At 71.1% G+C, this 24,599-nt stretch carries 29 protein-coding genes; 10 read left to right on the forward strand and 19 right to left on the reverse strand.

Features of this window, described 5'->3' with window-relative positions; all coding sequences use genetic code 11:
• Nucleotides 1-3: 3 nt before the first annotated feature.
• Genes D0Z08_RS23075 through D0Z08_RS23085 form a run of 3 tightly spaced genes read right to left on the reverse strand, consistent with a single transcriptional unit; the run spans nt 4 to nt 2,902 of the window.
• On the reverse strand, nt 4-876 hold the full coding sequence (locus tag D0Z08_RS23075; RefSeq protein WP_118927636.1) for a TIGR03619 family F420-dependent LLM class oxidoreductase: 873 nt from the start codon (nt 874-876) through the stop codon (nt 4-6).
• Nucleotides 873-1,349, reverse strand: a complete 477-nt coding sequence (locus tag D0Z08_RS23080) for a nuclear transport factor 2 family protein (RefSeq protein ID WP_182481448.1) — start codon at nt 1,347-1,349, stop codon at nt 873-875. Before D0Z08_RS23080 ends, D0Z08_RS23075 begins: the two co-directional genes overlap by 4 nt.
• Nucleotides 1,350-1,369: 20 nt before the next feature.
• Nucleotides 1,370-2,902 (reverse strand): FAD-binding protein, encoded by a 1,533-nt coding sequence (locus tag D0Z08_RS23085; RefSeq protein ID WP_118927638.1) that lies wholly within the window; start codon nt 2,900-2,902, stop codon nt 1,370-1,372.
• A gap of 135 nt (nt 2,903-3,037) precedes the next feature.
• On the opposite strand from D0Z08_RS23085, the gene D0Z08_RS33490 reads away from it, so the two are divergent.
• Nucleotides 3,038-5,476, forward strand: coding sequence for a PEP-utilizing enzyme (locus tag D0Z08_RS33490; RefSeq protein WP_118927639.1), 2,439 nt, complete (start codon nt 3,038-3,040; stop codon nt 5,474-5,476).
• Between the two features lie 74 nt (nt 5,477-5,550).
• Here D0Z08_RS33490 and D0Z08_RS23095 read toward each other — a convergent pair whose 3' ends face one another.
• Together D0Z08_RS23095 and D0Z08_RS23100 are read right to left on the reverse strand one after the other, a co-directional pair.
• Nucleotides 5,551-6,369 carry an SDR family NAD(P)-dependent oxidoreductase gene (locus tag D0Z08_RS23095; RefSeq protein WP_118927640.1) on the reverse strand — a complete coding sequence of 273 codons (819 nt, stop codon included), beginning with the start codon at nt 6,367-6,369 and terminating at the stop codon, nt 5,551-5,553.
• Between the two features lie 14 nt (nt 6,370-6,383).
• On the reverse strand, nt 6,384-7,133 hold the full coding sequence (locus tag D0Z08_RS23100; protein ID WP_118927641.1) for a glucose 1-dehydrogenase: 750 nt from the start codon (nt 7,131-7,133) through the stop codon (nt 6,384-6,386).
• A gap of 142 nt (nt 7,134-7,275) precedes the next feature.
• On the opposite strand from D0Z08_RS23100, the gene D0Z08_RS23105 reads away from it, so the two are divergent.
• From D0Z08_RS23105 to D0Z08_RS23120, 4 genes are read left to right on the forward strand one after another with little or no spacing between them, the layout of a single operon-like run.
• Nucleotides 7,276-8,475: a 3-ketosteroid-9-alpha-monooxygenase, oxygenase component gene (locus tag D0Z08_RS23105; RefSeq protein ID WP_118927642.1), complete on the forward strand. Its 1,200-nt coding sequence runs from the start codon at nt 7,276-7,278 to the stop codon at nt 8,473-8,475.
• Nucleotides 8,475-8,738: a hypothetical protein gene (locus tag D0Z08_RS23110; protein WP_118927643.1), complete on the forward strand. Its 264-nt coding sequence runs from the start codon at nt 8,475-8,477 to the stop codon at nt 8,736-8,738. Before D0Z08_RS23105 ends, D0Z08_RS23110 begins: the two co-directional genes overlap by 1 nt.
• A 31-nt stretch (nt 8,739-8,769) precedes the next feature.
• Nucleotides 8,770-9,804 carry a 5'/3'-nucleotidase SurE gene (gene surE / locus D0Z08_RS23115; protein WP_118927644.1) on the forward strand — a complete coding sequence of 345 codons (1,035 nt, stop codon included), beginning with the start codon at nt 8,770-8,772 and terminating at the stop codon, nt 9,802-9,804.
• Nucleotides 9,801-10,637, forward strand: coding sequence for an enoyl-CoA hydratase (locus D0Z08_RS23120; protein ID WP_245994331.1), 837 nt, complete (start codon nt 9,801-9,803; stop codon nt 10,635-10,637). The genes surE and D0Z08_RS23120 overlap by 4 nt, the downstream gene beginning before the upstream one ends.
• 27 nt (nt 10,638-10,664) lie before the next feature.
• Here the strand turns inward: D0Z08_RS23120 and D0Z08_RS23125 are convergent, their stop codons facing one another.
• The 3 genes from D0Z08_RS23125 to D0Z08_RS23135 form a co-directional block, all read right to left on the reverse strand.
• Nucleotides 10,665-11,234 carry an HhH-GPD-type base excision DNA repair protein gene (locus tag D0Z08_RS23125; protein WP_118927645.1) on the reverse strand — a complete coding sequence of 190 codons (570 nt, stop codon included), beginning with the start codon at nt 11,232-11,234 and terminating at the stop codon, nt 10,665-10,667.
• A gap of 43 nt (nt 11,235-11,277) precedes the next feature.
• Nucleotides 11,278-11,715 (reverse strand): DUF309 domain-containing protein, encoded by a 438-nt coding sequence (locus D0Z08_RS23130; RefSeq protein WP_118927727.1) that lies wholly within the window; start codon nt 11,713-11,715, stop codon nt 11,278-11,280.
• Between the two features lie 72 nt (nt 11,716-11,787).
• Nucleotides 11,788-12,090 carry a hypothetical protein gene (locus D0Z08_RS23135; RefSeq protein WP_118927646.1) on the reverse strand — a complete coding sequence of 101 codons (303 nt, stop codon included), beginning with the start codon at nt 12,088-12,090 and terminating at the stop codon, nt 11,788-11,790.
• 188 nt (nt 12,091-12,278) lie between these two features.
• Here D0Z08_RS23135 and D0Z08_RS23140 point away from each other — a divergent pair, with 188 nt between their 5' ends.
• On the forward strand, nt 12,279-12,611 hold the full coding sequence (locus D0Z08_RS23140) for a hypothetical protein (protein ID WP_147381516.1): 333 nt from the start codon (nt 12,279-12,281) through the stop codon (nt 12,609-12,611).
• Nucleotides 12,612-12,617: 6 nt separating this feature from the next.
• Here D0Z08_RS23140 and arfB read toward each other — a convergent pair whose 3' ends face one another.
• The gene (gene arfB, locus D0Z08_RS23145) at nt 12,618-13,019 is read right to left on the reverse strand and encodes an alternative ribosome rescue aminoacyl-tRNA hydrolase ArfB (RefSeq protein WP_425454071.1); all 402 of its coding nucleotides are present in this window, start codon (nt 13,017-13,019) and stop codon (nt 12,618-12,620) included.
• 87 nt (nt 13,020-13,106) lie between these two features.
• Here arfB and D0Z08_RS23150 point away from each other — a divergent pair, with 87 nt between their 5' ends.
• The 3 genes from D0Z08_RS23150 to D0Z08_RS23160 all read left to right on the forward strand — a co-directional run bounded on the left by D0Z08_RS23150 (nt 13,107) and on the right by D0Z08_RS23160 (nt 15,967).
• Nucleotides 13,107-14,027 carry a carbon-nitrogen hydrolase family protein gene (locus D0Z08_RS23150; RefSeq protein WP_118927649.1) on the forward strand — a complete coding sequence of 307 codons (921 nt, stop codon included), beginning with the start codon at nt 13,107-13,109 and terminating at the stop codon, nt 14,025-14,027.
• Nucleotides 14,028-14,112: 85 nt separating this feature from the next.
• Nucleotides 14,113-15,381 carry an NADH:flavin oxidoreductase/NADH oxidase family protein gene (locus D0Z08_RS23155; protein WP_118927650.1) on the forward strand — a complete coding sequence of 423 codons (1,269 nt, stop codon included), beginning with the start codon at nt 14,113-14,115 and terminating at the stop codon, nt 15,379-15,381.
• 7 nt (nt 15,382-15,388) lie between these two features.
• Entirely contained in the window at nt 15,389-15,967 is a 579-nt protein-coding gene (locus tag D0Z08_RS23160; RefSeq protein ID WP_118927651.1) for a TetR/AcrR family transcriptional regulator, read from the forward strand.
• 15 nt (nt 15,968-15,982) lie between these two features.
• Here the strand turns inward: D0Z08_RS23160 and D0Z08_RS23165 are convergent, their stop codons facing one another.
• The 7 genes from D0Z08_RS23165 to D0Z08_RS23195 all read right to left on the reverse strand — a co-directional run bounded on the left by D0Z08_RS23165 (nt 15,983) and on the right by D0Z08_RS23195 (nt 22,552).
• Nucleotides 15,983-17,005 (reverse strand): 1-aminocyclopropane-1-carboxylate deaminase, encoded by a 1,023-nt coding sequence (locus D0Z08_RS23165; RefSeq protein ID WP_118927652.1) that lies wholly within the window; start codon nt 17,003-17,005, stop codon nt 15,983-15,985.
• A gap of 35 nt (nt 17,006-17,040) precedes the next feature.
• Nucleotides 17,041-17,715, reverse strand: coding sequence for a GntR family transcriptional regulator (locus D0Z08_RS23170; RefSeq protein ID WP_118927653.1), 675 nt, complete (start codon nt 17,713-17,715; stop codon nt 17,041-17,043).
• Nucleotides 17,716-17,789: 74 nt separating this feature from the next.
• Nucleotides 17,790-19,301, reverse strand: coding sequence for a flavin-containing monooxygenase (locus D0Z08_RS23175; RefSeq protein WP_118927654.1), 1,512 nt, complete (start codon nt 19,299-19,301; stop codon nt 17,790-17,792).
• Nucleotides 19,298-19,792, reverse strand: coding sequence for an NAD(P)/FAD-dependent oxidoreductase (locus tag D0Z08_RS23180; RefSeq protein WP_118927655.1), 495 nt, complete (start codon nt 19,790-19,792; stop codon nt 19,298-19,300). The genes D0Z08_RS23175 and D0Z08_RS23180 overlap by 4 nt, the downstream gene beginning before the upstream one ends.
• Nucleotides 19,789-20,718: a ferritin-like domain-containing protein gene (locus D0Z08_RS23185; RefSeq protein ID WP_118927656.1), complete on the reverse strand. Its 930-nt coding sequence runs from the start codon at nt 20,716-20,718 to the stop codon at nt 19,789-19,791. The genes D0Z08_RS23180 and D0Z08_RS23185 overlap by 4 nt, the downstream gene beginning before the upstream one ends.
• Complete coding sequence (locus D0Z08_RS23190; RefSeq protein WP_118927657.1) at nt 20,715-21,554, reverse strand: SDR family NAD(P)-dependent oxidoreductase; 840 nt, start codon at nt 21,552-21,554, stop codon at nt 20,715-20,717. Before D0Z08_RS23190 ends, D0Z08_RS23185 begins: the two co-directional genes overlap by 4 nt.
• Nucleotides 21,551-22,552: an alpha/beta hydrolase gene (locus D0Z08_RS23195; protein WP_118927658.1), complete on the reverse strand. Its 1,002-nt coding sequence runs from the start codon at nt 22,550-22,552 to the stop codon at nt 21,551-21,553. Before D0Z08_RS23195 ends, D0Z08_RS23190 begins: the two co-directional genes overlap by 4 nt.
• Before the next feature lie 45 nt (nt 22,553-22,597).
• Between D0Z08_RS23195 and D0Z08_RS23200 the strand changes: the two genes are divergently transcribed.
• Nucleotides 22,598-23,236 carry a TetR/AcrR family transcriptional regulator gene (locus D0Z08_RS23200; protein WP_118927659.1) on the forward strand — a complete coding sequence of 213 codons (639 nt, stop codon included), beginning with the start codon at nt 22,598-22,600 and terminating at the stop codon, nt 23,234-23,236.
• Here D0Z08_RS23200 and D0Z08_RS23205 read toward each other — a convergent pair.
• From D0Z08_RS23205 to D0Z08_RS23215, 3 genes are all read right to left on the reverse strand, one after another.
• A complete protein-coding gene (locus D0Z08_RS23205) occupies nt 23,226-23,852 on the reverse strand; it encodes a TetR/AcrR family transcriptional regulator (protein WP_118927660.1) in 627 nt (208 codons plus the stop codon). The genes D0Z08_RS23200 and D0Z08_RS23205 overlap by 11 nt on opposite strands.
• 245 nt (nt 23,853-24,097) lie before the next feature.
• Entirely contained in the window at nt 24,098-24,406 is a 309-nt protein-coding gene (locus D0Z08_RS23210) for a hypothetical protein (RefSeq protein WP_118927661.1), read from the reverse strand.
• 4 nt (nt 24,407-24,410) lie between these two features.
• Entirely contained in the window at nt 24,411-24,593 is a 183-nt protein-coding gene (locus D0Z08_RS23215) for a hypothetical protein (protein WP_182481449.1), read from the reverse strand.
• Nucleotides 24,594-24,599 lie beyond the last annotated feature (6 nt).

Genomic DNA, 24,599 nt, shown 5'->3' on the forward strand with positions numbered 1-24,599 from the left:
GGCTCAGCGTCGGATGACCTCGGCCGCGAAGCGGCGTACGGCGTCCAAGCGACTCGCCTGGTCCGCGCGTCCGCGGCCGTAGAACCGCCATGGCGACAGCCACACGTCGGTCGCCCCGGCTGCGTCGAGCGCGTCGAAACCCGACGCCTCGGTGACACCGACCGGTGCCACGCAGACGTCGAAGGGTGCGTCCGCGCGACCGGCCTCCGCGCGCAGCCCCGTGAGCCGGGCGATCATCGGCGCCAGCTCGGCGGGAGGCAGATTCGCGGAGATCCAGCCGTCGCCCATCCGTGCGGCGCGGCGCAGGGCAGCGTCGGCGTGCCCGCCGACCAGGATCGGTACGGCGACCTCGGGTGCCGGCGAGATCATCAGCTTGTCGAAGTCGTGGTGGATGCCGTGGTGCTCGACCCACCGCGGACCTCCGCCGCCGCAGACCTTCCGGAGGATCTCGATCGTCTCGTCGAGCCGGGCGCCGCGGGTCCGCATCTCGGTCCCGGTGAACGTGAACTCCTCCGGTATCCAGGACAGCCCGACGCCGAGCTCGAGCCGGTCTCGGGTCAGGACGGCGAGTGTCGCGACCTGCTTGGCCAGGAGCAGCGGCTCGCGCAATGGCGCCTTGAGGACCGACGTACGGAACCGAATCGTGGTCGTGGTCGCGGCCAGCGCCGCGATCGTCAGCAGCGGGTCGGGCATCTCCGTCTCGGGCTCCCACGTCCGGCGACCGTCGGCCGTGTAGGGATAGCGCGCCGACACCTCGGCGGGGAAGAAGACCGAGTCCGGGAGACTGATCGCGTCCCAGCCCTCCGCCTCGGCCACCCTGACGAGCTCGGGCAGCTCGTGCGGCGGGACCATCCCGACGGACAGGCTCCACCTCATGCCGGCGCGACCAGGTCGTACGGCGTCGCCCGCACGACGAAGCTCGGAACGTCGGTGAGCGCCATGGTCGCCTCGTACGCGCGCTGGTAGCCGATCGAGGTGATCAGCCAGCCCCGCTCGGGATCCCGGCGGTAGCGGTCGTGCGAGACGGACATGCCCTCGACCACCACGCCGATGTCGGTGCAGATGGTGCGGTCGGTCATCGTCCAGGTGCCGGTCGCGCGGTGGCCGTCGATCTCGATGCTCGGGTGCGCGAGCTGGTGGATGGTGATCCGGTGCTCGGTGAGACGGCCCCGCAGCTCGGCGACGAGCGCATCGGCGCCCTCGGTCACCAGGTCCGGGCGGTACTGCGCCGCCATCTCCGGGGCGAGCGTCGCGGCGAGCGCCTCCCAGTCTCGGAGGTCGACGCTGCGGACGTAACGGTGCTTGAGGTCCTGGATCGCCCAGCGATCGGCGGAGAACGGGTCGGGCACGGTGGTTCCTCTCGTGGACATCAGCTGCTCAGGTGTCGCGCGGCGAGGTGGCCGAACACCATGCTCGCGGCGATCGGGTTCCCTCCGGCGGGATAGGTCGTGCCGGACACGGCGGCCATCGTGTTGCCGGTCGCGTACAGGCCGGGGATCGGCTGCCCGGCGCGGTCGAGGACCCGTGCGTCCGGGTCGGTGCGCAGGCCGCCCTTGGTGCCGAGGTCGGAGAGGCCGAACGCCGCGGCGTGGAAGGGCCCCTTCTCGATCGGGACCAACGGCGAGTCCCCGCCGCTGAACGCGCGGTCGTACATCTCGTCGCCCCGTCCGAGGTCCGGGTCGTGGCCTCCGGCGGCGTGCTCGTTGAACCGGCCCACGGTCTCCTCAAGGTTCGCCGGCGGCACGCCGATCAGGTCGGCCAGCCCGGCCAGGGTGTCGGCGCTGCGCCAGAGGCCGGCGGCGACGTACTCCTCGTGCGGCGCGAGCGGGAGCGTGGTCGACCGGACCGGCGGAACGGCGCCCTCCCTGTCGTCGTACACCATCCAGTACGTCGCGCCGACGGATCCGTCGCGCTGCGCGTCGATGACCGCGCGTCCGATCCGGTCGTAGGGCAGGGACTCGTTGACGAACCGCCGGCCGGCGGCGTCGACGAAGATCCCGCCGGTGAACCAGAGCGAGAACGAGGTGGTGCCGTCGGGATGGGCGATGCCCGGTGCCCACCAGGCCTGGTCCATCAGGTCGGTGGCCGCGCCCCGTGCGATCGCGGCGCGGATCGGCACGCCGGTGTTGGTGGACGGGCCCATCGCGCCGGACACGCTGCCCGGGACGCCGTGCTCCTGGCGCATGTCGGCGTTCTGCTCGAAGCCGCCGGAGGCCAGGATCACGCCCCGGCGTGCCCGGATCCGACCGCCGTCCGTGACGACACCGACGACTCCACCGTCGGCAACGAGGTCGAGGCACGGGGCTTCGGTGCGCAGGGTGACGTTGGGTCGCCGGCTCAACGACAGCAGCAGCCGCCCGATCAGCGCCTGGCCACCGGCCAGCGGTACCGGTCGTGGCTGTCCGGCGCGATCGGTCTTCAGCGGCGGCCGGACGGCGTCCGCGAGTGGGCCGAGCTCCGCGGGGTCCAGCGGCAGGGCGCGGACCTGGCCGACGGTCTGGGCGCCCGGGACCGTGCCGTAGTAGTCCGGCCACGGGAACGGCTCCAGCTCGATGTCGTCGTCGGTGAGCAGGTCGTCGACCAGGGCCGCGCCGCCCTCGAGGAACGCGGTCTGCACGTCGTACGGCGTCCGGTCCCCGACGACCGCGCGGAAGTACGCGCCGGTCTCGGCGGCGGTCCCGCCGACGCCTGCATCCCGCAGCACCCGGTTGCCCGGGAACCACATGCCGCCGCCCGAGTAGGAGGTCGTGCCGCCGAACAGCGGCGCGGCCTCCAGCAGCAGGACGTCCAGCCCGGCCCGCGCCGCCGTCCACGCGGCGGTGAGGCCGCCGCCGCCGGAGCCGACCACGACGACGTCGTGCTCCTCGTCCCATCGTCGGCCATCAGCAAGGTCATCGGTCACCCGGCGAGCCTGGCCGCCGGCGCGTCGGCCGGGGACGTGCGCTCCCGCTCACCGGGACGAACCGTCGTGACCGCCCTCACACGCACGAAGGTCGGGAGCGTGGGTCGCCGTGTGCCCACGCAGATCCGAGGAGGAATGATGCGCGTCCTGATCAGTGACGTGGCCGGCTCGACCGGCCGCGACGTCGCCCGGCAGCTGCTGGCGGCCGGCCACGAAGTGGCCGGGCTGGCGCCCGCACCGCACCGCTACGTCGACCCGGGCGTGGACCTCGTCGTCGAGCCGAACCCCGGCCAGGACACCTGGAACCGGATGGTCGCGGGCTGCGACACGGTCGTGCACCTCGCCCAGGACGGGGCCGGCCTGCTGGCCCGGGCCGCTGCGACGCACGGGGCTCGCGTGGTGCTGGTGCGCGAGGACGGGGCAGCCGCCGTTGACGCCGCGGTGCTGCGGGACGCGGGAGTGCCGACGCTCGTCGCCCACACCGCCCCGCTGCTGGGCCGCCGCGTCGACGCCGCGACGCTGCGCGTCCTCCACGGCATCCTCCGCTCGGACGGCGCCATCCGGTGGACGGTCCTCCACCACGACGACCTCACCCGATGGCTCGCCCGGTCCGCGGTCGCCGACACCACCGGCGACGTCGCTCTCCGGGCCCCCGGCACGATCACCCGCGACGACCTCACCCCGCTCCTCCACCGGGAGGGCGTGAAGCTCTCGCGTCGCGGTCGCGGCCGCCCCGTGCCGACCACGGCAACGCTCCCGGTCGCCCGCGACTTCGGCGCCGGCTGGACCGCACTCGAGTGCGCGGCCGACGCCGTACGCGGGCTCGGCGGTCGCCGGATCGCGGGCGGCACGGCCTCCGAGGAGCGCGGCCGGTTCGCGCTCCCGACCGAGGTGATCCCCAACAACCTCCCCGCCAGCGACGGCGGCACGCTGGAGCCGGCGGGCCCGGACGGGCTGCACGGTGAGTTCGACACGCTGGTCGACCCGCGGTTCCCGGTGCTGACCGCGACCAACACCTCCGAGGCGCTGCCCGGACCGATGACACCGATGACCCTCGACCTGCACCTCGGCGCGCTGCGCATCGCGAACCACGGCATGGGCACGATGCTCGCGCTGGAGGGCGCCGCGCTCGAGCAGCAGGCCAGCCTGGTGCTCGGCGTCCTCGGCCACTCGGTCTTCATCAACGCCTCGGTCGGCGTGAACGTCGTCGAGAACATGCCCGGGTGGGACGAGGAGAGCGTCCGCAGGGACGCCTACGGCAACATCCCCGAGGACGTCGTCTTCCGGCCGTACGGCGGACCACCGATGCCTCAGGGCCTCGCGGCTCGGAGAGCGACACTCACCGCGACCGCTCGGGTGATCGCCCGCGCCCGCAGGTTCAAGGAGGAGGCCGAACGCGTCAACGCCGCCGCGAAGTCCGAGACCCTGACCGCCGACCAGATCGCAGCGCTCGACGACTCCCAGCTGCACGCCCGCGCCGCCCTTTGGCGGGACCGCCTCGCCCACGGCTGGTCGGTCGCCGCCATCGGCGTGATGATGACCGGCGCGGCGGCCGCGATCCATGCCCGCGGCAAGGACCCCGAGCCCCTGGGCATCGACGTCCGCCACCTCGAGTCCGCGCGGACCATGCTGGCGGTCGAGCACCTCGCCACCCACCTCCGCGACGACCCCCGTCTGGTCGCCCTCGCGCGGCAGGGTGACGTCGGCGCGCTCCGCGCCGCTTCACCAGCGTTCGGGGCAGCCCTCGACGCGGAGCTGGCGCTGATGGGGCACCGCGGCCCGGGCGAGTGCGAGCTGGAGAGCTCCTCGTTCTCCGACCGGCCGGCCCAGCTCGTCACCGCCGCTGCCGGCGCCGCCCACCGGACGCCCGAGCCGCGACCCGCGCCACGGCCGGCCCGGACCCGGACCGGGAAGATGGCCGCCGGCGCCGTGCTCGCGCGCGAGCGGGCCCGTGACGGCGTGGTCCGCTACACCCATGCGCTCCGGCAGGCGCTGCGTGAGCAGGCCCGTCGCCTCGTCGAGCGCGGCCAGCTGGACCGCGTCGACGACGTCTTCTACCTGACCCTGGACCAGGCGTTCACCAGCGCCGAGGACCTCCGCGAGACCGTCGCCCGGCGACGGGCCGAGCGGGACCGGCTGCGGGCCGTGACCATGCCGGACGTCGTCGTCGGGCACTGGCAGCCCGCCGCGGACGAGCAGGCGCTCACCCCGGGCGGCTCCGTGACCGGGCTCGGCGTCTACCCGGGCGTCGTCGAGGGCCGGGTCAGGGTGCTACGCGGACCCGACGACGACATCGAGCCCGGCGACATCCTGGTCGCCGCGGTCACCGACGTCGGCCACACCGCGATGTTCGCGTACGCCGCCGCGGTCGTCACCGACATCGGTGGCGCCGCCTCCCACGCGGCGATCGTCGCGCGCGAGTTCTGTGTCCCCTGCGTCGTCGACACCAAGCACGCCACCAGCAGCTTCTCCGACGGACAGCTGGTCCGCGTCGACGGCGCCGCCGGCACCGTCACCCTCCTCGCGGAGGCGGAGGCGGCAACTCACGACGAGGCGACCACCGTCGCCAGCTGAGACCGGGCTGCAAGCGAACCGGCCGGCCACCCCACCGGGTGGCCGGCCGTTCGCCGTACCGGATCGTCCTCAGGTCAGGTGAGGTCCTTGCGGAACATCGCGGTCAGCACCTTCTGGTAGCCCGAGCCGAGACCGCGCTGCAGCAGGTTGAGGAACTTGGCGTCGCTGCCGATGAAGATCATCGCCTTGTCCTTGCGGATGCCGGCGAGGGTGACCTCGGCGGCGGTCTCCGGCGAGGTCTTGGCCATCCGCTCGAAGTTCGAGGCCAGCTCGTCCACGTCGCGGCCGTCCGCGGCGCGTGCCTTGCGCGCGATCTCGGTGAGGATGGTGCCGGGGTGGATGCTGCTGACACCGACCGGGTGGCCGTAGAGCTTCATCTCCTGGCGCAGCGAGTCGGTGAAGGCACGCATCGCGAACTTCGACGACGAGTAGCCGCTCTGGGTCGGGCAGGCGACGAGGCCGAACATGCTCGACATGTTCGCGATGTGCCCGTCGCCGGACGCGATGACGTACGGCAGGAAGGCCTTGGTGCCGTGGACGGTGCCCCAGAAGTTGATGTTGAAGATCCACTCGAGGTCGTCCCAGCTCACCTCCTCCACGGACGCGGTGAGTGAGACACCGGCGTTGTTGACGACGAGGTTGACGCCGCCGAAGTCGGCGACCACCTCGTCGGCGTGCTTGAGCACTGCGTCCCTGTCCGTGACGTCGAGCTCGTAGGCGCGGACGTCGGCGCCCTCGATCCGGCACAGGTCCGCGGTCTCCTCGACCGTGTCGATGCGCCGGCCCGAGACCGCCAGCCGCGCGCCCTCCTTGGCCAGCTGTACGGCGAGCGCGCGGCCGATGCCGGATCCGGCGCCGGTGATGACGGCGACCTTCCCTCGGAAGTCCAACATGTAAGTGCTCCTGTTCAGTGGGTGGTGTAGCCGCCGTCGGCGACGAACTCGGATCCGGTGGAGAAGCTGGACTCGTCGGAGAGCAGGAACAGCGTCAGCCGCGCGATCTCGTCGGTGGTGCCCTCCCGCGCGAGCGGCTGCTTCCCGGCCATCCCGTGCGACCGGTCGGACTCCTGGGTCATCTCGGTGGCGATCACCCCGGGATGCACGGAGTTGACCCGGATGCCGTGCGGGCCGAGCTCCTGGGCCGCGGTCTTGGTCATGCCGCGGACCGCCCACTTCGAGGCGGTGTAGCCGAGGATCCCCGAGAACGCGATGATCCCGCCGATCGAGGAGATGTTGACGATCGATCCGGTCCCGGCGCTCTTCATGGACGCGATGACGGACTTCATGCCGAGGAAGACCCCGACCTGGTTGACGTCGATCACCCGTCGGTAGTCGGCCTCGCTCAGCTGCTCGATCGGGTCGACGTGCACCACGCCGGCGTTGTTGACCAGCCCGGTGACCGGCCCGAACCGCTCCTCGGCCTCGCGCACCACCTGCTGCCAGCCGGTCTCGCTGGTCACGTCGAGCTCGCTGAAGAGGGCGGTGTCGCCGAGCTCGTCGGCGAGCCGTTTGCCCTCGTCGGCCAGCAGGTCCGCGATCACCACGCGCGCTCCCTCGGCCACCAGCAGCCGCGCGCACGCGGCTCCGATGCCACGGGCCGCACCCGTGACGATCACCTTCCTGCCGCCCATCCGTCCGGTCGTGTCGTCAGTCGTCATGAGGCTTGGGTACTCCGGTCGCGACGCCGTACCACCGCGGAGTCCTGATGAGCGGGACGGAGCGCAGCACGGTCCCGTGGGTGCGACCTAGCGTCGCCACCACATTGGACCGAGGGCCAGACCGAGAGGCTTGGGGAGCGACATGACGAACGGGCAGACCGACACCGAGGTGCGGCACATCGAGCAGGAGGCGGCGCCGAGCCGGTTCGCTCGCGGCTGGCACTGCATCGGCCTGGAACGCGAGTTCCTCGACGGCAAGCCGCACACGGTCACCGGGTTCGGCAGGAAGCTCGTGGTGTGGGCCGACAGCTCCGGTGCGATCAAGGTGCTCGACGGGTACTGCCGCCACATGGGCGGCGACCTGTCGCAGGGCACGATCAAGGGAGACGAGGTCGCGTGCCCGTTCCACGACTGGCGCTGGGGCGGCGACGGCCGGTGCAAGCAGATCCCCTACTCGCGCCGGGTGCCCCTGCGGGCTCGCACGCAGGCCTGGCCGACGCTCGTGCAGGACGGCATGGTCTTCGTCTGGAACGACCCCGAGGGCAAGGCGCCGATCCCCGAGCAGGCGATCCCGCGGGTCGACGGCGGGCCGGGCACCCCGGGTTGGACCGACTGGGCCTGGTACCAGACCCGGGTCGACACGAACTGCCGGGAAATCATCGACAACATGGTCGACATGGCGCACTTCTTCTACGTGCACCACGCCTTCCCGACGTACTTCAAGAACACCTTCGAGGGGCACACCGCCACCCAGCTGCAGAAGGGCGTCAACCGCGACGACATGCGGCCGGCCGAGGTCGCGATCGGTGCGCCGAAGCGGCTCGGCAACACGTCCGTCGCGACGTACCACGGACCGTCGTTCATGATCGACGACCTGATCTACCACTACGAGCACGGCGACGTCCGGACCGTGCTGATCAACTGCCACTACCCCGTCGACGAGAACTCGTTCGTCCTTCAGTACGGCATCAGCGTGGAGAGGCCGGAGAGCCCGGAGGACGCCGCGGCGGCGGAGCGGCTGGCCGACAAGATGGTCCAGACGGTGCGGATCGGGTTCGAGCAGGACGTCGACATCTGGAAGAACAAGACCCGGATCGACAACCCGCTGCTGTGCGAGGAGGACGGGCCCGTCTACCAGCTCCGCCGCTGGTACGAGCAGTTCTACGTCGACGTCGCCGACATCAGGCCGGAGATGACCGACCGCTTCGAGTTCGAGCTCGACACCACCAGGCCCAACGAGGCCTGGCAGCGCGAGGTCGACGAGAACGTCGCCCGCCGCGCGGCCGAGGCCGCTGAGGCGGCCACGTCCGACGAGCTGGTCAGCCAGACCCAGGGCGCGTGATGACCGTCCGGACCGACAACCGGCTCGGCGACGCACCCATGCGCCCGGTCGCGTGCCGGTCCTGTGGCACGACCGTGCTCGCCCGCAAGAGCAGCTGGGCGCAGACGACCGTGCAGTGGTCGGCGGAGGCCGTGGCGGCCTGCACCTCCTGGGACCCCGGCTGCAGCATCCGCGGCGAGCTCCCGGTCTGCCACCCCCTGCGCGACAGCATCGCGCGCGCCGTCGTCGACGGTGACCTCCCGGTCATCGACGACGGCCGCTGATCCAACCGAACCCACCTCTGAGGAGACATCGATGAAGCGCACCACCGTGGGCGGCCTGACCGCCGCCCTCACCGCCAGCGTGCTGTTCCTGCCCGGTACGGCGACCGGCGGGCCCGCCCTCGCGGCGCCGGCTGCCGAGCCCCCGAGCCTCGACGGGCTCCGGGTGCTGCTGACCAACGACGACTCGGCGCAGGCCCAGGACACCGCGCGCGGGACCGACGGCCGCGGCCTCTACGAGCTGCGTCAGGAGCTCTGTGCCGCTGGTGCCGACGTGGTCGTGGTGGCGCCGTGGTCCCAGCAGTCCGGCGCGGGTGGCCGGGTCACCACACCGGGCGGTCGCCCGGTCCCGATCACCGTCCAGGCGGTGGCGTCCCCGGCCGAGTACGCCGGCGACTGCGGCGACGCACCGAGCGGCGGACCCGTCTACGGCGTGTGCGTCGCGGCGTCGCCGTGCACGGCGACGTCGCCGTCCGCCTCGCCGTCCGACGCCGTCCTGGTCGGCCTCAGCCGCGTCGTGCCGGACCACTACTGGTCCGACGGCCCCGACGTGGTCCTGTCCGGGATCAACTTCGGGCAGAACGTCGGCGAGCTCGTCAACCACTCGGGCACCGTCGGCGCCGCGGTCACCGCGCAGGAGCAGCACGTGCCCTCGGTCGCGTTCAGCGCCGAGGTCTCCTTCGCCGACCTGACCGCCACCCCGTTCGCGCAGACGGCCGAGTTCGCCGTCGGGCTGATCGAGCGCCTCGTCGAGGTCGACGCGCTGTCCCGCGCCGACGCACTCAACGTCAACTTCCCCTTCGTCGGCGCCGACGAGCAGCTCGGCCGGCCGGTCCTGACCGTGACCGGAGCCGCGACCGACATCGCCTTCGACTACAGCGGTGACGTCGGTGTCGAGGGGGGCACCTACCAGCTCGTCGTCGGTGCTCCCACCGACGAGCCCCGCCGCCGTGCCGACACGACCGCGCTGCGCAACAACGACATCGCGATCACGCCGCTGGACGGCGACTGGACGGCGCACACCGACGGCGACCGCTACCGACGCATCCTTCAGGGCTGGCGTCCGTGAGGGACGGCGCACCGGTGGTGGGCTACCGGGCCCACGGACCGGTCGCCGTCGTCACCATGAACCGCCCCGAGTACCGCAACGCGCAGAACTCGGCGATGACCTACGCCCTGGACGACGCCTTCGCCCGCGCGGTGGACGACGACGCGGTGAAGGTGATCGTGCTCGCGGGAGCGGGCGACCACTTCTCCGCGGGCCACGACATCGGTACGCCGGAGCGCGATGCCGACCGCAGCTTCGACCGGCGCGCGGTCATCTGGTGGGACCACGTGGGCAGGGCGGGCGTCGACGCCCGCCTTGCCCGCGAGTCCGAGGTGTACGTCGGGATGTGCCGCCGCTGGCGGGAGATCCCCAAGCCGATGGTGGCGATGGTCCAGGGCGCCTGCATCGCCGGTGGCCTGATGCTGGCGTGGGTCTGCGACTTCGTGGTGGCCGGCGACGACGCGTTCTTCGCCGACCCGGTGGTCCGCATGGGGATCCCGGGCGTGGAGTACTTCGCCCACCCGTGGGCCCTCAACCCGCGCGCCGCGAAGGAGCTCCTCTTCACCGGCGACCGCTGGTCCGCCGACCGCGCGCAGCAGCTCGGGATGGTCAACCATGTCGTCCCCCGTGCCGAGCTCGAGGAGTTCACGCTGGGCCTGGCCGAGCGGATCAGCGCGATGCCGGCGCTCGGTCTCGCCCTCGCGAAGAAGGCCGTCAACCAGGCCGAGGACCTCCAGGGACTGCGGCCCGGGATCGACTCGGTGTTCGGCCTGCACCACGCGGCCCACGCGCACAACGCCGAGGTGGCCGGCGACTCGCTGGCCGGGCTGGACGTGCGCGCCCTGCGCCGCTGACGTGAACGACTCGGCTCGGGCTCAGGCTCAGGCCTGGGCGGCCTTCGCCGCGGCCTTCATCTCCTTCTTGTGGTCACGGACCTTCTGCAGCGAGTCGCCGTCGACCACGTCGGCCACCGAGCGGTAGCCCTCGAGCGCGTAGTCGCCCGACACCTTCTCCCACCCGTCAGCGCGGACCCCGAGCTGCTTGGCGAGCAGCGCGACGAAGATCTTCACCTTCTGGGCGCCGAACCCGGGCAGCGCCTGCAGGCGCTTGGCCAGGTCCTTGCCGTCGGCGGCCTCGGTCCAGATCCGGGAGGCGTCACCGTCGTACTGCTCGACCACGATCCGCGCCAGCTCCTGGAGCCGTGCGGACATCGAGCCGGGGTACCGGTGGATGGCCGGCGGGGTCGAGCACAGCGCCGCGAACTCCTCCGGGTCGGCCGCCGCGATCGCGGCCGGGTCGAAGCTGCCGAACCGGCTGACCACCTTCTGCGGACCGGCGAAGGCGTGCTCCATCGGGTACTGCTGGTCGAGCATCATCCCGACGAGGAGCGCGAACGGGTTGTTCGTCAGCAGGTCGTCGGCGGCAGGGTCCTGGGCGATCTGGATGGCCATGGGGACATCCTGCCTGACGGCCATCGCTGGCCGAGAGCGACGGTCAGGTGCCCTGCACCCGCCCCCGGGCGCACCCGACGATCGCGGCGAGGTCGAGACCGTACGTCGGACCGGTCGTCTGCCCGTAGGCCTCCAGCCGGCCCGCTGCGCGCTCGACGAGCCTCGAGGCCCCCACGGCGTTCCCGCGCTCGTGGTGGGTCAGCCCCACGCACAGCTGGGCCAGTCCCTGCCACAGCTCCCGCTCCTCGGCCGGGCACGACTTCCACCTGACCTCGAGGGCCTCGTGCGCCGCGAAGGGACGCCCGTCGTCCAGCAGACGACGGGCGTAGGCCAGCGTCTCGTCCGGCGGAAGCGGTTCCTCGGAGATGGGCTCGACGCCCGTTGCGCCGTACGGCAAGGGACGGCCGAGCGCGTCGCGTGGCCGCGCCTGCTGTGCTCGCCCCTGCTCGTTGCGATCGCGATCGGCGGGCGCCTGGTCCATGCCGCCCACCCTACGGATCCCGAGGAGGAGCGCTGCGACGCCTCGGTCAGCCCTGCCTCGTGAACACGTCGGTCATGTACAGCGCGCGCTGATTCCTCGGTCAACTTGATCCACCGGCCTGAGTTGGCGGCGGATGGTGGCCTCGGTCTCCTTGAGTGAGATGGGCCTGGTCTTCCAGGTGCCTTCCAACGGGGAGGCGGCCGGTGCCTCCGACGTCGCGGTGGTGGTGCTTGCCCGGTCGTCGGGCGTCTCCGAGGTCGCAGTGGTGCTGGCCGGGTCGTCGCTCGCCCTGTCGTCGGGCTCCTCCGAGCAGCCGACGAGCAGCAGCGAGGTGGTCGCGACGATGACGGCCCACTCCCTGATCACGGTGTTCATGACGATCTCTTTCTCTTGGGGTGTTGCACGGTGGAGGTCGCGTCCCGGACTTCGCGCCTGCCGGGGTTCGTGAGCCACCGGTCGCCGATGCGGACGGTCGGCGAGACCTCGTTGCCGCCGTTCACGTCGCGGACCCGGGCGGCACCGTCCTCGTCGTCCCGAAACCGAACGGAACGGTGGGGCACCCGGTGCAGGGTCAAGTCGATCCGCAGCCTGATGCCGAACGGACATCCGGCTACGACGTCGTCTCGATCTATCAGGAAGCGGCGGCATCTGACGAGCAGATGGCAGAGACCCTGCGCTACGTCCTGGCCGCCCGCGAGCGCGAGATCCGCAAGCTCATCGACGTCCTCGCCCCGCGGCTCCGCCCGGACCTCACGGTCGACTCGGCCCTCGACCTCACGCTGGCGCTCACGCTGCCCGAGATCTACCACCTGCTCGTCGTCGAGCGGGGCTGGGACCACCTTCTGTACGAGACGTGGCTGGGCGACACACTGGTCAGCCAGCTCCTCCGGGACTAGGCGCGGTCAGTCCTCGGGCCGGCCACGCAGCCGCTTGGTCTCTCCTCGCCGCTTCTTCTGGTGGATCCGTCGCTGCTGGGAACCCTTCGACGGCTTGGTGGGAACCCGCGGCCGGGGCGGCGGCCTCATCGCTCCTTCGAGCAACTGAACGAGGCGGTCCTCCGCCGCACGGCGGTTGCGGAGCTGGGACCGGTGCTCGGCCGCGACGACCACGACCTGAGCGTCGAGACGGGTGAGCATCCGCTGCTTGAGCCGGTCGGGAAAGGCGTCCGAACCGGCGAGGTCGAAGGTCAGCTGCACCCGGGTGTCGGTGGTGTTGACGTTCTGGCCGCCGGGGCCAGAGGAGCGGGAGAAGCGCCAGGTCAGGTCGGCGTCCGAGATGACGTGGTCGCGGACGATGATCGTCACGGACCTCATCATGCCTGCGACATCCCTTCTCGACGGGACCCGGCGCGGAGATCACACTGTGGAGAAACGCCGAGACTGGAGCAGGTCATGGTCACCGTCGCCGCCGTACAGGCAACTCCCGTGTTCCTCGATCGAGAGGCGACCGCGGACAAGGTGTGCGCCCTGGTCAAGGAGGCCGCGGGCGCGGGCGCCGAGCTGATCGTCTTCGGGGAGTCCTTCATCCCCGCCTATCCGGACTGGGTGTGGCGCACCCCGGCGTGGAGCGACTCCGAGTTCGTCAAGCGCCTCTACGCCAACGCCGTGAATGTCCCCGGCCCCACCCTGCAACGCATCGCGGAGGCGGCAGCAGACGCGTCCGCGTACGTCGTGATCGGTGTGACCGAGATCGACGGCGGCACGCTCTACAACACGCTCGTCTACATCGGCCCGGACGGAAAGGTCCTGCAGCGGCATCGCAAGCTCATGCCCACCGGCGGGGAACGGACGGTGTGGGGCATGGGCGACGGCTCCGAGCTCGGCGTGGTGAGCACGCCGTTCGGCGTTGTCGGAGGGCTGTTGTGCTGGGAGAACTACATGCCGCTGGCGCGGGCGGCGATCTACGCCCAGCACTGCGACATCTACCTCGCTCCGACCTGGGACACCAGCGACTCGTGGGTGGGCACGTTGCGCCACATCGCCAAGGAGGGCAGGCAGTTCGTCATCGGGGTCGCACCACTGCTGCGCGGGTCCGACGTCCCCGAAGACCTGCGCGGAACGCTCTACGGACTGGAGGACGACTGGATGTCGCGTGGTCTCACGACCATCGTGGCGCCCGGGGGCAAGGTCATCGGCGGACCGGTCGAGGAGGTGGAGGAGATCCTCTATGCCGACCTCGACCCGGCCGCCGTGCAGGAGCAGCGGAGGATGTTCGACCCTGTGGGTCACTACGCGCGGCCGGACGTCTTCACCCTTCACGTCGACACACGTGCGAAGAACCCGGTCGTCTTCGGCGGTGACGGGGGGACGTGACCCGCGTCTCGCGGACGAGCCTGGCCAATTCCTATGCACTCGTGCATAGTTATCACGTTCGTGCGACCCGACCGGAAGGCCCGTGATGGCCCACTCGCTCACCCCCACCGCCGACGCCCTGGCCGTCGACGCCCTCCACCAGCCGTTCACGCTGCCCAACGGCGCCGTCCTGCCGAACCGGCTGGCGAAGGCCGCGCTCAGCGAGAGCCTGGCGCGGCGGGACCACACGCCCGGCACCCGGATCAAGACGCTCTACCGTCGCTGGTCCGGGAACGGCGCCGGCCTGGTCGTCACCGGCAACGTGATGGTCGACCGCCGCGCCATCGGCGAGCCCGGCAACGTCGTGGTCGAGGACGACCGCGCTTTCGACGACCTGGTCGAGTGGGCCGACATCATCAAGTCCGACGGCGCCGTGGCCTGGGCCCAGATCAACCACCCCGGCCGGCAGGCGCCGCGGACCCTGACGCCGCGTCCGGTCGCTCCCTCACCGATCGCGCTCGACGGGAGCGCGGGGATGTTCGCCCAGCCGCGCGAGCTGACCCACGACGAGATCGAGGACATCATCCGGCGGTTCGCGACCACGGCCGGGATCCTCGTGCGGGCCGGGTTCGACGGCGTCCAGATCCACGGCGCACACGGCTACCTGGTGAGCCAGTTCCTCTCGCCACTGGCCAACCAGCGCACAGACCACTGGGGCGGTACGCCGGAGAAGCGGCGCCGCTTCGTGATCGAGGTCGCTCGTGCGATCCGCGCGGAGATCGGCCCCGACGCCACGTTGGCGATCAAGCTCAACTCCGCCGACTTCCAGCGCGGCGGCTTCAGCGAGGACGAGTCGATCGAGGTCGTCCACGCGCTGGCGGCCGAGGGGATCGACCTGCTCGAGATCTCGGGCGGGACCTATTCCTCCGCGGCGATGCTCGGCGTCGACCCGTCGCTCAAGGAGAGCACGCGGCAGCGCGAGGCGTACTTCCTCGACTACGCACAGCGGGTCCGCGCCGAGCTGCCGACACTCCCCCTCATGCTCACCGGCGGCTTCCGCACGGCTGAGGCGATGAACGACGCCGTCACGAGCGGCGCGATCGACATCGTCGGCCTCGGGCGACCGCTGACGGTCGAGCCCGACGTACCCGGCCAGCTCCTCGACGGCACCGCCACCGGCAGCGCCGTACGCCCGCGCCGCAGCGGCATCCGGGTCGTCGACAGCCTGACCGAGCTGACGGCGTACACCGTCCAGATGTGGCGGATGGCCGAGGGCAAGGCGCCGGCACCGCGCCGCCACCCGGCGTTCAACGTCGCCGCCTACCTGGTCCGCAACGGACGCGACAGCGTGCGCGTCGGCCGACGGGGGCTCTGAGGACCTCGTGGCCCGGCGTCCCGACCCCGAGAAGCGCGACCGGATCGTCCGCACGACGCGCGACCTGCTGCGCCGTCGTGGGGTAGCCGGCACCACGATGCTCGAGGTGGTCGCCGAGGCCGGGGCCTCAAGAGGATCGCTGTACCACTACTTTCCCGGCGGCCGGTCCGAGATGGTCGAGGACGCAGTCCGCGGTGCCGTCGAGGAGTACACAGCCGGCATCGAGCTCCTGGCGGCGATGGACCCGGTCGAGGCGATCCCGTTGATCGTCGAGGTCTGGCGGGCCGAGGCCGAGGCGAGCGGCTACACCGCCGGCTGCCCGGTGGTCGCGGCCGCGCTCGGCGGCGAGAGCGAGCCGGCGGCCCGCGAGATCGCCGGTCGGGCCTTCGCAGACTGGACCGATGCCGTCTCGCGGATGCTGACCGGCGCAGGAGTCCCGGCCAGCCGGGCGGAGCCCCTCGCGACGCTCGCCTTGTCCGCCATCGAGGGTGCCGTCGTCATCGCCCTCGCGCAGCGGTCCAGCGAGCCGCTCGAGCGCGTCGCTCGTGAGCTGGTCACCCTCGTCGAAGCAGAGGTTCAACGCTGACCTCGTCGACCGACCTCAGTCAAAGATCCCGCTGTAGGCATTGAGAGCCGGTTGCCCGCCAAGGTGCGCGTAGAGGACTGTCGAGTCCCGACCGATCTCGCCCGACGTGATCAGATCGATGAGTCCGGCCATCGACTTCCCCTCGTAGACAGGGTCGATGATCATGGCCTCGAGGCGGCCGGACAGCCGGATCGCCTCGATCGTCGACTCGACGGGAATCCCGTAGCGGTCCCCGGCCCAGCCCTCGAGCACGGTGATCTCCTCATCACGCAGATCCCGCCTGAGGCCGATGAGTTCTGCGGTGTGGCGGGCGATCCGGGCAACCTGGTCGCGGGTCTTCTCAAGGGTCGCGGAAGCGTCGATGCCGATCACCCGCCTGCGCCGACCTCCGGCGCTCTCTTCCAGCGCGGCGCAGCCGGCGATCATGCCGGCGTGCGTCGAGCCGGTGACGGTGCAGACGATGATCGTGTCGAAGAAGACACCGAGGTCCTTCTCCTGTGCGGCAACCTCGAAGGCCCAGTTCGCGAACCCGAGGCCACCGAGACGGTGTTCTGACGCACCGGCCGGGATGCCGTACGGCTTGCCTCCGGCCTTCTCCACCTCGGCGATGGCGTCCTCCCACGACGAGCGGATGGCGATGTCGAACCCGGCCGGGTCGAGGCGTACGTCGGCACCCATGATCCGGGACAGGAGGATGTTGCCGACCTTGTCGTTGACGGGGTCGTCCCAGTCGACCCACTTCTCCTGGACCAGACGGCAGTTGAGGCCGAGCTTCGCGGCAACGGCAGCCACCTGACGCGTGTGGTTGGACTGGAACCCGCCGATCGACACCAGCGTGTCGGCTCCCTGCGCGAGCACGTCGGGGACGATGTACTCCAGCTTGCGGACCTTGTTGCCACCGAAGGCGAGGCCGCTGTTGCAGTCCTCTCGCTTGGCCCAGACCCGAGCGCCCCCGAGGTGCCGGCTGAGGCGGTCGAGAGGATGGACAGGGCTGGGTCCGAAGGTGAGCGGGTAGCGCTCGAAATCGTGAATGGACATCTGGATCTCCTTGGGGAGGCGAGCAACCCGAAGGGCTACTCGCTGGGCTCGCCGAGATCGGCGAGCAGGGGCTTCAACGTTTCCCAGGTCGCGTGAGAGACGGCGGCTGCTCCCTCGACGTCGCCGGCCTCGCAGAGGTCGACCAAGGTGTTGTGCAGACCGACCGAGTCCCGCCCGGACAGGGACGAGAAGCGAAGACGCTCGAGCCGCCGGAGCACCGGTGTGTACTGCTCCAGAACGGCCGCCAGCGCCGTGTTCCCGGCCGCGCGGACCGGGATGCCGTGGAATTCGTCGTCCGCGGCGATCGCCGCCTCGGCGTCTCCCTTCCGCACGGCCGCCGCGAACCGCTTGTTGGCCACGCGCATCGCGGCCAGATCAGCGGCCCGCAGCTGGGGCACGGCCTGCTCGACCGCGAGGCGGTGCATCATCGCCACCACCGACTGCGCGTCATGGATGGCGCGGGCATCCAGGCTCGCGACCATGGTCGAGCGACCGGGCGAGGCCTGCACCAGGCCCGCCTGCGCGAGTCGGAGCAGCGCTTCCCGCACCGGTGTCCGACTCACGCCCAGCCAGGTGGCCAGCTCCTGGTCCCGCAGCCGCTCCCCCGGCGTGAGCGTCCCGTCGACGATCGCATCGCGGAGGCGGGTGTAGACGTCGTCTCGGAGGAGGGTTCGCGGGGGCGCTGGCTCACTGATCGCCGGAATCGGCATGCAATATATTGCACACAGTACGCCGACTGGTGTCAAGGGCTGTTCGCGTTCGACCGCTGGGCGCCAGGTTCGAGCTACGACGCGGCCGCCGCCCCCTCGAACCGGTAGTCGTCGAGGTCGAACCGGCTGCTCGTCCACATCGTCTCCAGCGTGGGCGAGGGCCGGAACGGCACGTCGCCGTTGGCGTCGAAGTAGTAGCTGTTGGCGGTCTGGCACGAGGGCTGGAAGAAGACCTGGTGCCGCCTCCGGCCGAGGACCTGCTCGAAGTAGCGGGCGTTGGCCTCGGGCGTGACCTCGACCCGGGTCGCACCGGTACGGCGGGCGCGGCGCAGGCAGCGCACGATGTGGGTCATCTGGGTCTCGATCAGGTTGAAGTACGACGAGCCGTTGTAGCCGTAGGGACCGAGGATCGCGAAGAAGTTCGGGAAGCCCGGGACGCTGACGCCCTGGTAGGCCTGGAACCGGTGCTCCTCCCACCACTTCTCGAGGTCCACGCCGCCGACGCCGGTCACCGAGAAGGCCGGCATGTTGCCCTTCTCGAACACCTTGAAGCCGGTGGCCAGCACGAGTACGTCGACCTCGTGCTCGGTCCCGTCCGCGGTGCGGATGCCGGTCGGCGTGATCTCGTCGATCGGAGCTGTCTCCAGGAAGACGTTCTCGCGGTTGAACGCCTGGAGGTAGGCGTTGGAGAAGCTCGGCCGCTTGCAGCCGAGGGCGTACCTCGGCGTGAGCTTCTCGCGCACCTCAGGATCCTTGACGGCGCGGCGCAGGTGGTTGAGCCCGACCCGCTCCCCCACGCCCGCCACCGGCAGCACGTCGTGGAAGTGGGCGGCCAGCGGGAAGGTCAGCTCGACGAACGTCTGGCTGACCAGCCGGCTCACGCGCTTGGTGCCGGGGACCCGCATCGCCAGCCGCACCGGCAGCGGCAGCGCGGAGTCGAGCTTCGGCAGGCACCAGATCGGGGTGCGCTGGAAGACGGTCAGGTGCTCGACCTCGTGTGCGATCGACGGGATCGTCTGCACCGCGGACGCGCCGGTGCCGATCACGGCCACCCGCTTGCCGGCGAGGTCGACGTCGTGGTCCCAGCGCGCGGTGTGCATGACGGTGCCGGCGTAGGTCTCGATGCCGGCGATCTCCGGCAGCTTCGGCTGGGTGAGGACGCCGGTGGCGCCCACGACGTGACGGGCGGTGATGGTGTCGCCGTCCGCGGTCCCGAGCCGCCAGAAGTCGCCCTCCTCGTCGAAGGCCGCCGAGACGATCCGCGTGTTGAGCCGGGTGCGCCGGCGGACGTCGTACTTGTCGACGCAGTGCTCGGCGTACGCCTTCAGCTCGCGGCCCGGCGCGTAGACCCGCGACCAGCCGGCCATCTGCTCGAAGGAGAACTGGTAGCTGAACGACGGGATGTCGACCGCCACCCCCGGGTAGGTGTTCCAGTGCCAGGCGCCGCCGACGCCGTCGCCGTCCTCGATCATCAGGTAGTCGCCGAACCCCGCCTTCTCGAGCAGGATCGCGGCGCCGATGCCGGAGAAGCCGCCGCCGATGATGGCGACCTCGTGGTCGAGGGCGCACTCGGGTGTCACGGTCATGCGATGTGTTCCTCTCGGGTGGCGCAGCTGGCGATGTCGACGTCGGCTCCGAGAACGATGACGTCGACGCGGTGCTCGACGCCCTCCGCGCTCCGCAGGCCCTGTTCCACGATGGCGTAGACCGGCCACGTGTAGAGCTTGCAGTTCGGCTGTTGCAGGGCGGCGTAGAAGCCACGGCGTACGACGACGCGGGGCCGGTCGTCGTGCGGCGTGAGCTGGCGGCGGAGCCACGGGTCGTCGACCGACAGCCGCAGGTTCAGACGCGCCAGGCTCCGGCGGAGCGGGCCTCCGGGAACCGGAAGGCGGGCCGGGAGGAGCAACGCCGGCGAGCGCTGGAAGACCTTCACGCTCGACGCGGACCGGGCGACGTACGGCACGATCCGGGCGGCCTCGTCGGCGGACGCGACGACGGCGACGCGGAGCCCGCGGAAGTCACGGGACCGCCAGTCCTCACCGACGAGCAGGTCACCGCGGAACGCGGTCGGGCTCACGAGGCCACCGGCTCGTGGGTGATCTCGTCGACCCACGCCTGCGGCCTGCCCAGGAGCCGCGCGGGCACGAACGACGTCACCTTGACCAGCGGGTCTGCCAGCAGCCGGTGATAGGGGTGGGCCCGGTTGATCACCATGCCGGCCTGCGAGCGCAGCACGTGATAGGCCGGGATCCGCGAGGTGTACTCGCCGCGGGACCCGATCGTGTTGAACCGCTTCACCGCGTTGTAGAGCTTCTGCTCGGGCAGGCCCATCGCGATGATGTTGTCGCGCATCTTGTTGATCAGCGGCACGAAGACCACGATCAGGCCGAGCACGACCTGGGGCTTCAGGTTGCTCGCCGACTCGATGAGCAGCTTGTGCAGCGGCCCCGCCCCGATCAGCTCGAGCACCTGGAAGTCGACGGTGATGTGCCGGGCCTCGTCGGAATTGATGTGCCGGAAGACCTCGTGGCAGACCGGGTCCGAGACCTCGTCGAGGAGGAACTTCACCAGCGCACCGTCGAGCGCGCACTCCAGCAGCGGGATCAGCGTCGCGAGGCCGGTGAGCGGCAGCGAGTCGCCGAACGTGTCGAGGGTCTTGATCGCCATCTTCACGTTGATGTTGGGCTCCGGGATGGTGCCGCTGTCGTCGAGCATCCCCCACCGCTTCATCAGGGCCAGCTCGGCGTTGGCGTGCTTCTGCTCCTCGGCGTGGAAGTACTCGTAGATCTCCTTGATCGCCGGGGTCGGCGCCATCGTGGCGAGCGAGGCGAACCCGCGGGCGCCGACGTGCTCGATCCACACCAGGTCGGCCATGAACGGCTGCATCTTGGCCCGCAGCTCGTCGGTCATCGTCTCCGCACCGGGTGCGTCCCAGTCGATGTCGGCGAGCGACCACTGCTTGTCCTTGATGGTCTGCAGCATCGCGTCGAAGTCGTAGGTCATCGTTCCTCCTGGGTCGGTTCGGGCTCGGGCGCGAAGCGCCCCATCAGGCCGGCGACGCGGGCGTACGGCGCCGGCGCCAGCCGCTTGAGCCGCCACAGCGCCTTCGCGTCCAGCTGGGGCATCACGTAGAGCCGGCCGCGGTCGTGGGCGTCGAGGGTCATCCGCGCGACGCGCTCGGGCGAGAAGCCGGCCAGCCTGGCGATCCGGCGGGCGACCTCGGCCGCCGCCGGGTCGATCAGCTCGCCGCCGAAGATGTTGGTGCGCACGAAGGTCGGGCAGAGCACGGTCACGGCCACGCCGGTGCCGGCCAGCTCGGCAGCGAGGGTCTCGGAGAGGCTGACCACGCCCGCCTTGCTGACGTTGTAGGCCGCCATCCGCGGCGCCGCCGTGAACCCGGCGGCCGACGCGACGTTGATGATCCCTCCCCTGCCGTGCTCGCGGAGCTGCGGCACGAACACGTGGCAGCCGTGGATGACGCCCCAGAGGTTCACCCCGAGCGTGCGCTGCCAGTCGTCGAGGGGCGCCTCACCGACGGGCAGGCCGCCGGCACCGATGCCGGCGTTGTTGATCACCAGGTCCGGCGTACGACCGAGCCACGTTGTCGCCGCCTCCGAGAGCTGGCGCACCTGCTGCTCGATCGCGACGTCACAGGCCACCGCGATCGCCTCGCCGCCCGCCTGCTCGATCAGGACCACGGTCTCCTTGGCCGTGGCCTCGTCGAGGTCGGCGCAGACCACCTTGCCTCCACGCTTCGCCAGCTCCAGCGCGAACGCGCGGCCGATCCCGCTGCCCGCGCCCGTGACGACGGCGTGGGCCCGGGAGGTACGGCGGTTCATGCGCCCTCGAGAAGCTCGAAGGAGCCGCGACGGTTGGCGGCATCGAGCTCGGTGACCACGAACTCCGCTGCCCGCGCGATCGCCGCCGGGGCTTCGGGCACGACCCGCGACAGCGCCTGGAAGACGTGCATCTGGCCGGGCCAGATCTCCAGCTCGCACCGGCCGCCGGCCGCGACGAGCGCGGCGGCGAGCGCCTCGGCGTCGGCGGCCATCATCTCGCGGCCGCCGGCCTGGACCAGGGTCGCCGGGAACGACCCGGCGCCGTCGAAGGACAGCGTCAGCCGGGGCGCCGCGCGGTCCTCGTCGGCGAAGTAGAGATCGAGCAGCTGCTGGGCGCGGGCCGCCGAGATCATCGGGTCGCGACGCAGCCGCTCCCGCCCCGCCGCGAGCTCGAAGGTCGGGTCGAACAGCGGTGAGAACAGCGCCAGGGCGGCCGGCGGCCGCGCCCCCTCGTTGATGAGCTGGAGGGCGAGGTCCACCGCCAGTTGCCCACCCGCGGAGTCGCCGGCGATGACGATCCGGTCGGGGTCGTGGCCCTCCGCGAGCAGCCATTCGTACGCCGCACGGACGTCGTCGGCCGCAGATGGGAACCGGTGGTTCGGGGCCAGCCGGTAGTCACAGGCGAAGACCGGCAGGCCGCTCGCCTGGGACAGCCGGGTGGTGATGCCGCGGTGGGTGCGCGCCGAGCAGATCGTGTAGGCGCTCCCGTGCACGTAGAGGATCACGGCGTCGTCGCGACGGGCGCGCGGGCCGCGGACCCACTCACCCCGCACCGACGGCCCGCGGCTGGCCGACCGGTCGACCGGCACGATCCGGCTGCCGGCGAGGCCGGGCCCGATCACGGCCAGGCCGGTGGCCACCACCCGGCGGGCGACGAGCACCCCGCGGCGGCTGGGCGGGATGACGACGGTGAGGGGCCGGAGGGTCAGGGAGGTAACCCCGGCTGCCGCGTGGCTCCGCAACGAAGCGCGGACCGGCGGCCATTTCTGCTGGCGCATGCCATCAGATTGCATTCTGAGGGCACCTGCCGTCAAGATGTTCTCGTGGAAGCGGCGAAGGTCTCCCCCCGGAGGTACGGCGGCAAGAGCGCGGAGCAGCGCCGCGCCGAGCGCCGTGCCCAGCTGGTCGAGGCGGCTCTCGAGATCTGGCAGGAGCAGGGCTGGGCGGCGGTCACGATGCGGGGCGTCTGTGCCCAGGCGGGCCTCACCGACCGCTACTTCTACGAGAGCTTCACCGACCGCGACGCCCTGCTCGGCACCGTGTGGGACCAGATGCGCGACGAGACGCTCGACATGCTCACCTCGGTGATCGCCTCCGCCAGCGACGAGGGCGCGCTCGACCAGCTGCGCGCCGTGCTGGACGCCGTGGTGCACCACATCGCCGACGAGCCGGCTCGCGCGCAGATCATCTTCGGCGACCACGCCGGCAGCGCAGTCCTCGAGCAGCGCCGGCGCGACACCGTGCAGATGGCGACCGACCTGATGATCGGGCTGGCCCGGCCGTTCCTCCGCGAGGGCGTCGACGAGCAGGCGCTGCGCATCAACACGCTGCTCGGCATCGGCGGCTTCATCGAGCTGATGCTGGCCTGGCGATCGGGCCTGGTCGAATCCACCACCGACGAGGTCGTCGCCCACCTGGCCGACGTCGGAGCCGCACTCGGCAGCCGGTTCCTCAGGTCGTGAGCGACGGCCGGATCATCGTCGGCAACAGCTGGTGCACCAGCTCGCGCAGCTCGTCGAGCGCGCCGTCGTGGCCGCGGGTGACGGCGATCAAGGCCTGCTGGAACAGGCCGTCGAGGATCCCGTAGAGCACGGACGGCGGCAGCGCCGGCTCGGCACCGGCCAGCTCGGCGTACCGGGACACGATCCGCCAGATCATCTGCTCCAGCCAGCCGTCGATCTCGGTCGCGACGTCCCGCAGCCGCTCCTCGAACATGCTCTGGCTGCGCACGTCGTACCAGAGGCGGTGCATGGACGCCTCTTCCTTCAGCGTGTCGGCCAGCTCGTCGGCGAACCCGGTCACCAACTCGTCCGGGGTCCGCGAGTCGGCGACGACGCCGTCGTAGCGTCGGACGCAGACCGTCTTCAGCTCGCGGACGCAGTAGACGATGAGGTCGTGCTTGTCCTTGAAGTAGTAGTGGACGACACCGTGGCTGAAGTCGGAGTTGTTCGCGATCTCGCGGAGGCTGGCGCGGGCGTAGCCCAGCTCGCCCAGGGTTCGGGTCGCCGACTCGGCGATCGCCCGGCGGCGTTCGTCGTACTTATCAGCCGGCGGTCTACGACCCGAGGCGCTCGCCATGCCGTTGAGCGTAGTCCCAAATCTGACAATTTGGTCAAGTGTCCTGATAAGTTTGACCACTTGGCCAGTCGGAACTTGACACCTGTCAAGGCGCACGATGAAATGAGCCCGTCACCAACTGGTCCCCCAACCACGTGACGCAAGAGGGCTGCGGGGGAGGACGTTCAAGAGCTGGTTGAGGTGTTGGAGCCGCCTCGATCAACCTCCGTCTTTCCCCGCAGTCTTCGTTTTTCGCCGACGCGGGCTCAGGCTTTCCAGCCGAACACGAGCGCGCCGCCGACGATCAGGCAGAACCACAGCGGGTACGACAGCACCCCGATCCAGACCAGCCGCTTCGGGTACGGCGTCCACCAGACGCAGCACAGCACGAAGAGCACGAGCCAGATCGCGACCATCACGACGATCCCCCACCACGGGGCGATCAGGCCGCTGGCGGCGTAGAGGAAGAACGACGAGACGGTCAGGATCATCCCGAGCCACGGGGTGAACGAGATCGCGCCGCGGGGACCGTCGGCGACCGGCTTGATCTTGCGCCGGCGTCGGAAGGGAGGCAACGACCTACTTGTCCTCGACGTCGTCGTTCCAGACCGGGTCCTCGTCCCAGGCCTCGGTGCGCTCGGCCGCCTTCTCGAGCGCGCGGGCCGCCTCGGCCGCGGTCGGGTAGGGACCCAGCCGGTCCTTGTTGGGGCAGCCCTCTTCGGGCTCCACGACGTGGTGCGTCAGACAGAACCAGTACTGCATGGGCCT

The organism is Nocardioides immobilis (assembly GCF_003515065.1).
Classification (GTDB): Bacteria; Actinomycetota; Actinomycetes; order Propionibacteriales; family Nocardioidaceae; genus Nocardioides; species Nocardioides immobilis.

Bases quoted from the DNA above. Each gene is read 5' to 3' on its own strand.
- D0Z08_RS23075 (WP_118927636.1), bottom strand. From the start codon at position 876: ATGAGGTGGAGCCTGTCCGTCGGGATGGTCCCGCCGCACGAGCTGCCC.
- D0Z08_RS23155 (WP_118927650.1), top strand. From the start codon at position 14,113: ATGGCCCACTCGCTCACCCCCACCGCCGACGCCCTGGCCGTCGACGCC.
- D0Z08_RS23100 (WP_118927641.1), bottom strand. From the start codon at position 7,133: ATGACGACTGACGACACGACCGGACGGATGGGCGGCAGGAAGGTGATC.
- D0Z08_RS23105 (WP_118927642.1), top strand. From the start codon at position 7,276: ATGACGAACGGGCAGACCGACACCGAGGTGCGGCACATCGAGCAGGAG.
- D0Z08_RS33490 (WP_118927639.1), top strand. From the start codon at position 3,038: ATGATGCGCGTCCTGATCAGTGACGTGGCCGGCTCGACCGGCCGCGAC.
- D0Z08_RS23215 (WP_182481449.1), bottom strand. From the start codon at position 24,593: ATGCAGTACTGGTTCTGTCTGACGCACCACGTCGTGGAGCCCGAAGAG.
- D0Z08_RS23195 (WP_118927658.1), bottom strand. From the start codon at position 22,552: ATGCGCCAGCAGAAATGGCCGCCGGTCCGCGCTTCGTTGCGGAGCCAC.
- D0Z08_RS23110 (WP_118927643.1), top strand. From the start codon at position 8,475: ATGACCGTCCGGACCGACAACCGGCTCGGCGACGCACCCATGCGCCCG.
- D0Z08_RS23175 (WP_118927654.1), bottom strand. From the start codon at position 19,301: ATGACCGTGACACCCGAGTGCGCCCTCGACCACGAGGTCGCCATCATC.
- D0Z08_RS23165 (WP_118927652.1), bottom strand. From the start codon at position 17,005: ATGTCCATTCACGATTTCGAGCGCTACCCGCTCACCTTCGGACCCAGC.
- D0Z08_RS23205 (WP_118927660.1), bottom strand. From the start codon at position 23,852: ATGGCGAGCGCCTCGGGTCGTAGACCGCCGGCTGATAAGTACGACGAA.
- D0Z08_RS23170 (WP_118927653.1), bottom strand. From the start codon at position 17,715: ATGCCGATTCCGGCGATCAGTGAGCCAGCGCCCCCGCGAACCCTCCTC.
- surE (WP_118927644.1), top strand. From the start codon at position 8,770: ATGAAGCGCACCACCGTGGGCGGCCTGACCGCCGCCCTCACCGCCAGC.
- D0Z08_RS23185 (WP_118927656.1), bottom strand. From the start codon at position 20,718: ATGACCTACGACTTCGACGCGATGCTGCAGACCATCAAGGACAAGCAG.
- D0Z08_RS23125 (WP_118927645.1), bottom strand. From the start codon at position 11,234: ATGGCCATCCAGATCGCCCAGGACCCTGCCGCCGACGACCTGCTGACG.
- D0Z08_RS23190 (WP_118927657.1), bottom strand. From the start codon at position 21,554: ATGAACCGCCGTACCTCCCGGGCCCACGCCGTCGTCACGGGCGCGGGC.
- D0Z08_RS23135 (WP_118927646.1), bottom strand. From the start codon at position 12,090: ATGAACACCGTGATCAGGGAGTGGGCCGTCATCGTCGCGACCACCTCG.
- D0Z08_RS23150 (WP_118927649.1), top strand. From the start codon at position 13,107: ATGGTCACCGTCGCCGCCGTACAGGCAACTCCCGTGTTCCTCGATCGA.
- D0Z08_RS23095 (WP_118927640.1), bottom strand. From the start codon at position 6,369: ATGTTGGACTTCCGAGGGAAGGTCGCCGTCATCACCGGCGCCGGATCC.
- D0Z08_RS23130 (WP_118927727.1), bottom strand. From the start codon at position 11,715: ATGGACCAGGCGCCCGCCGATCGCGATCGCAACGAGCAGGGGCGAGCA.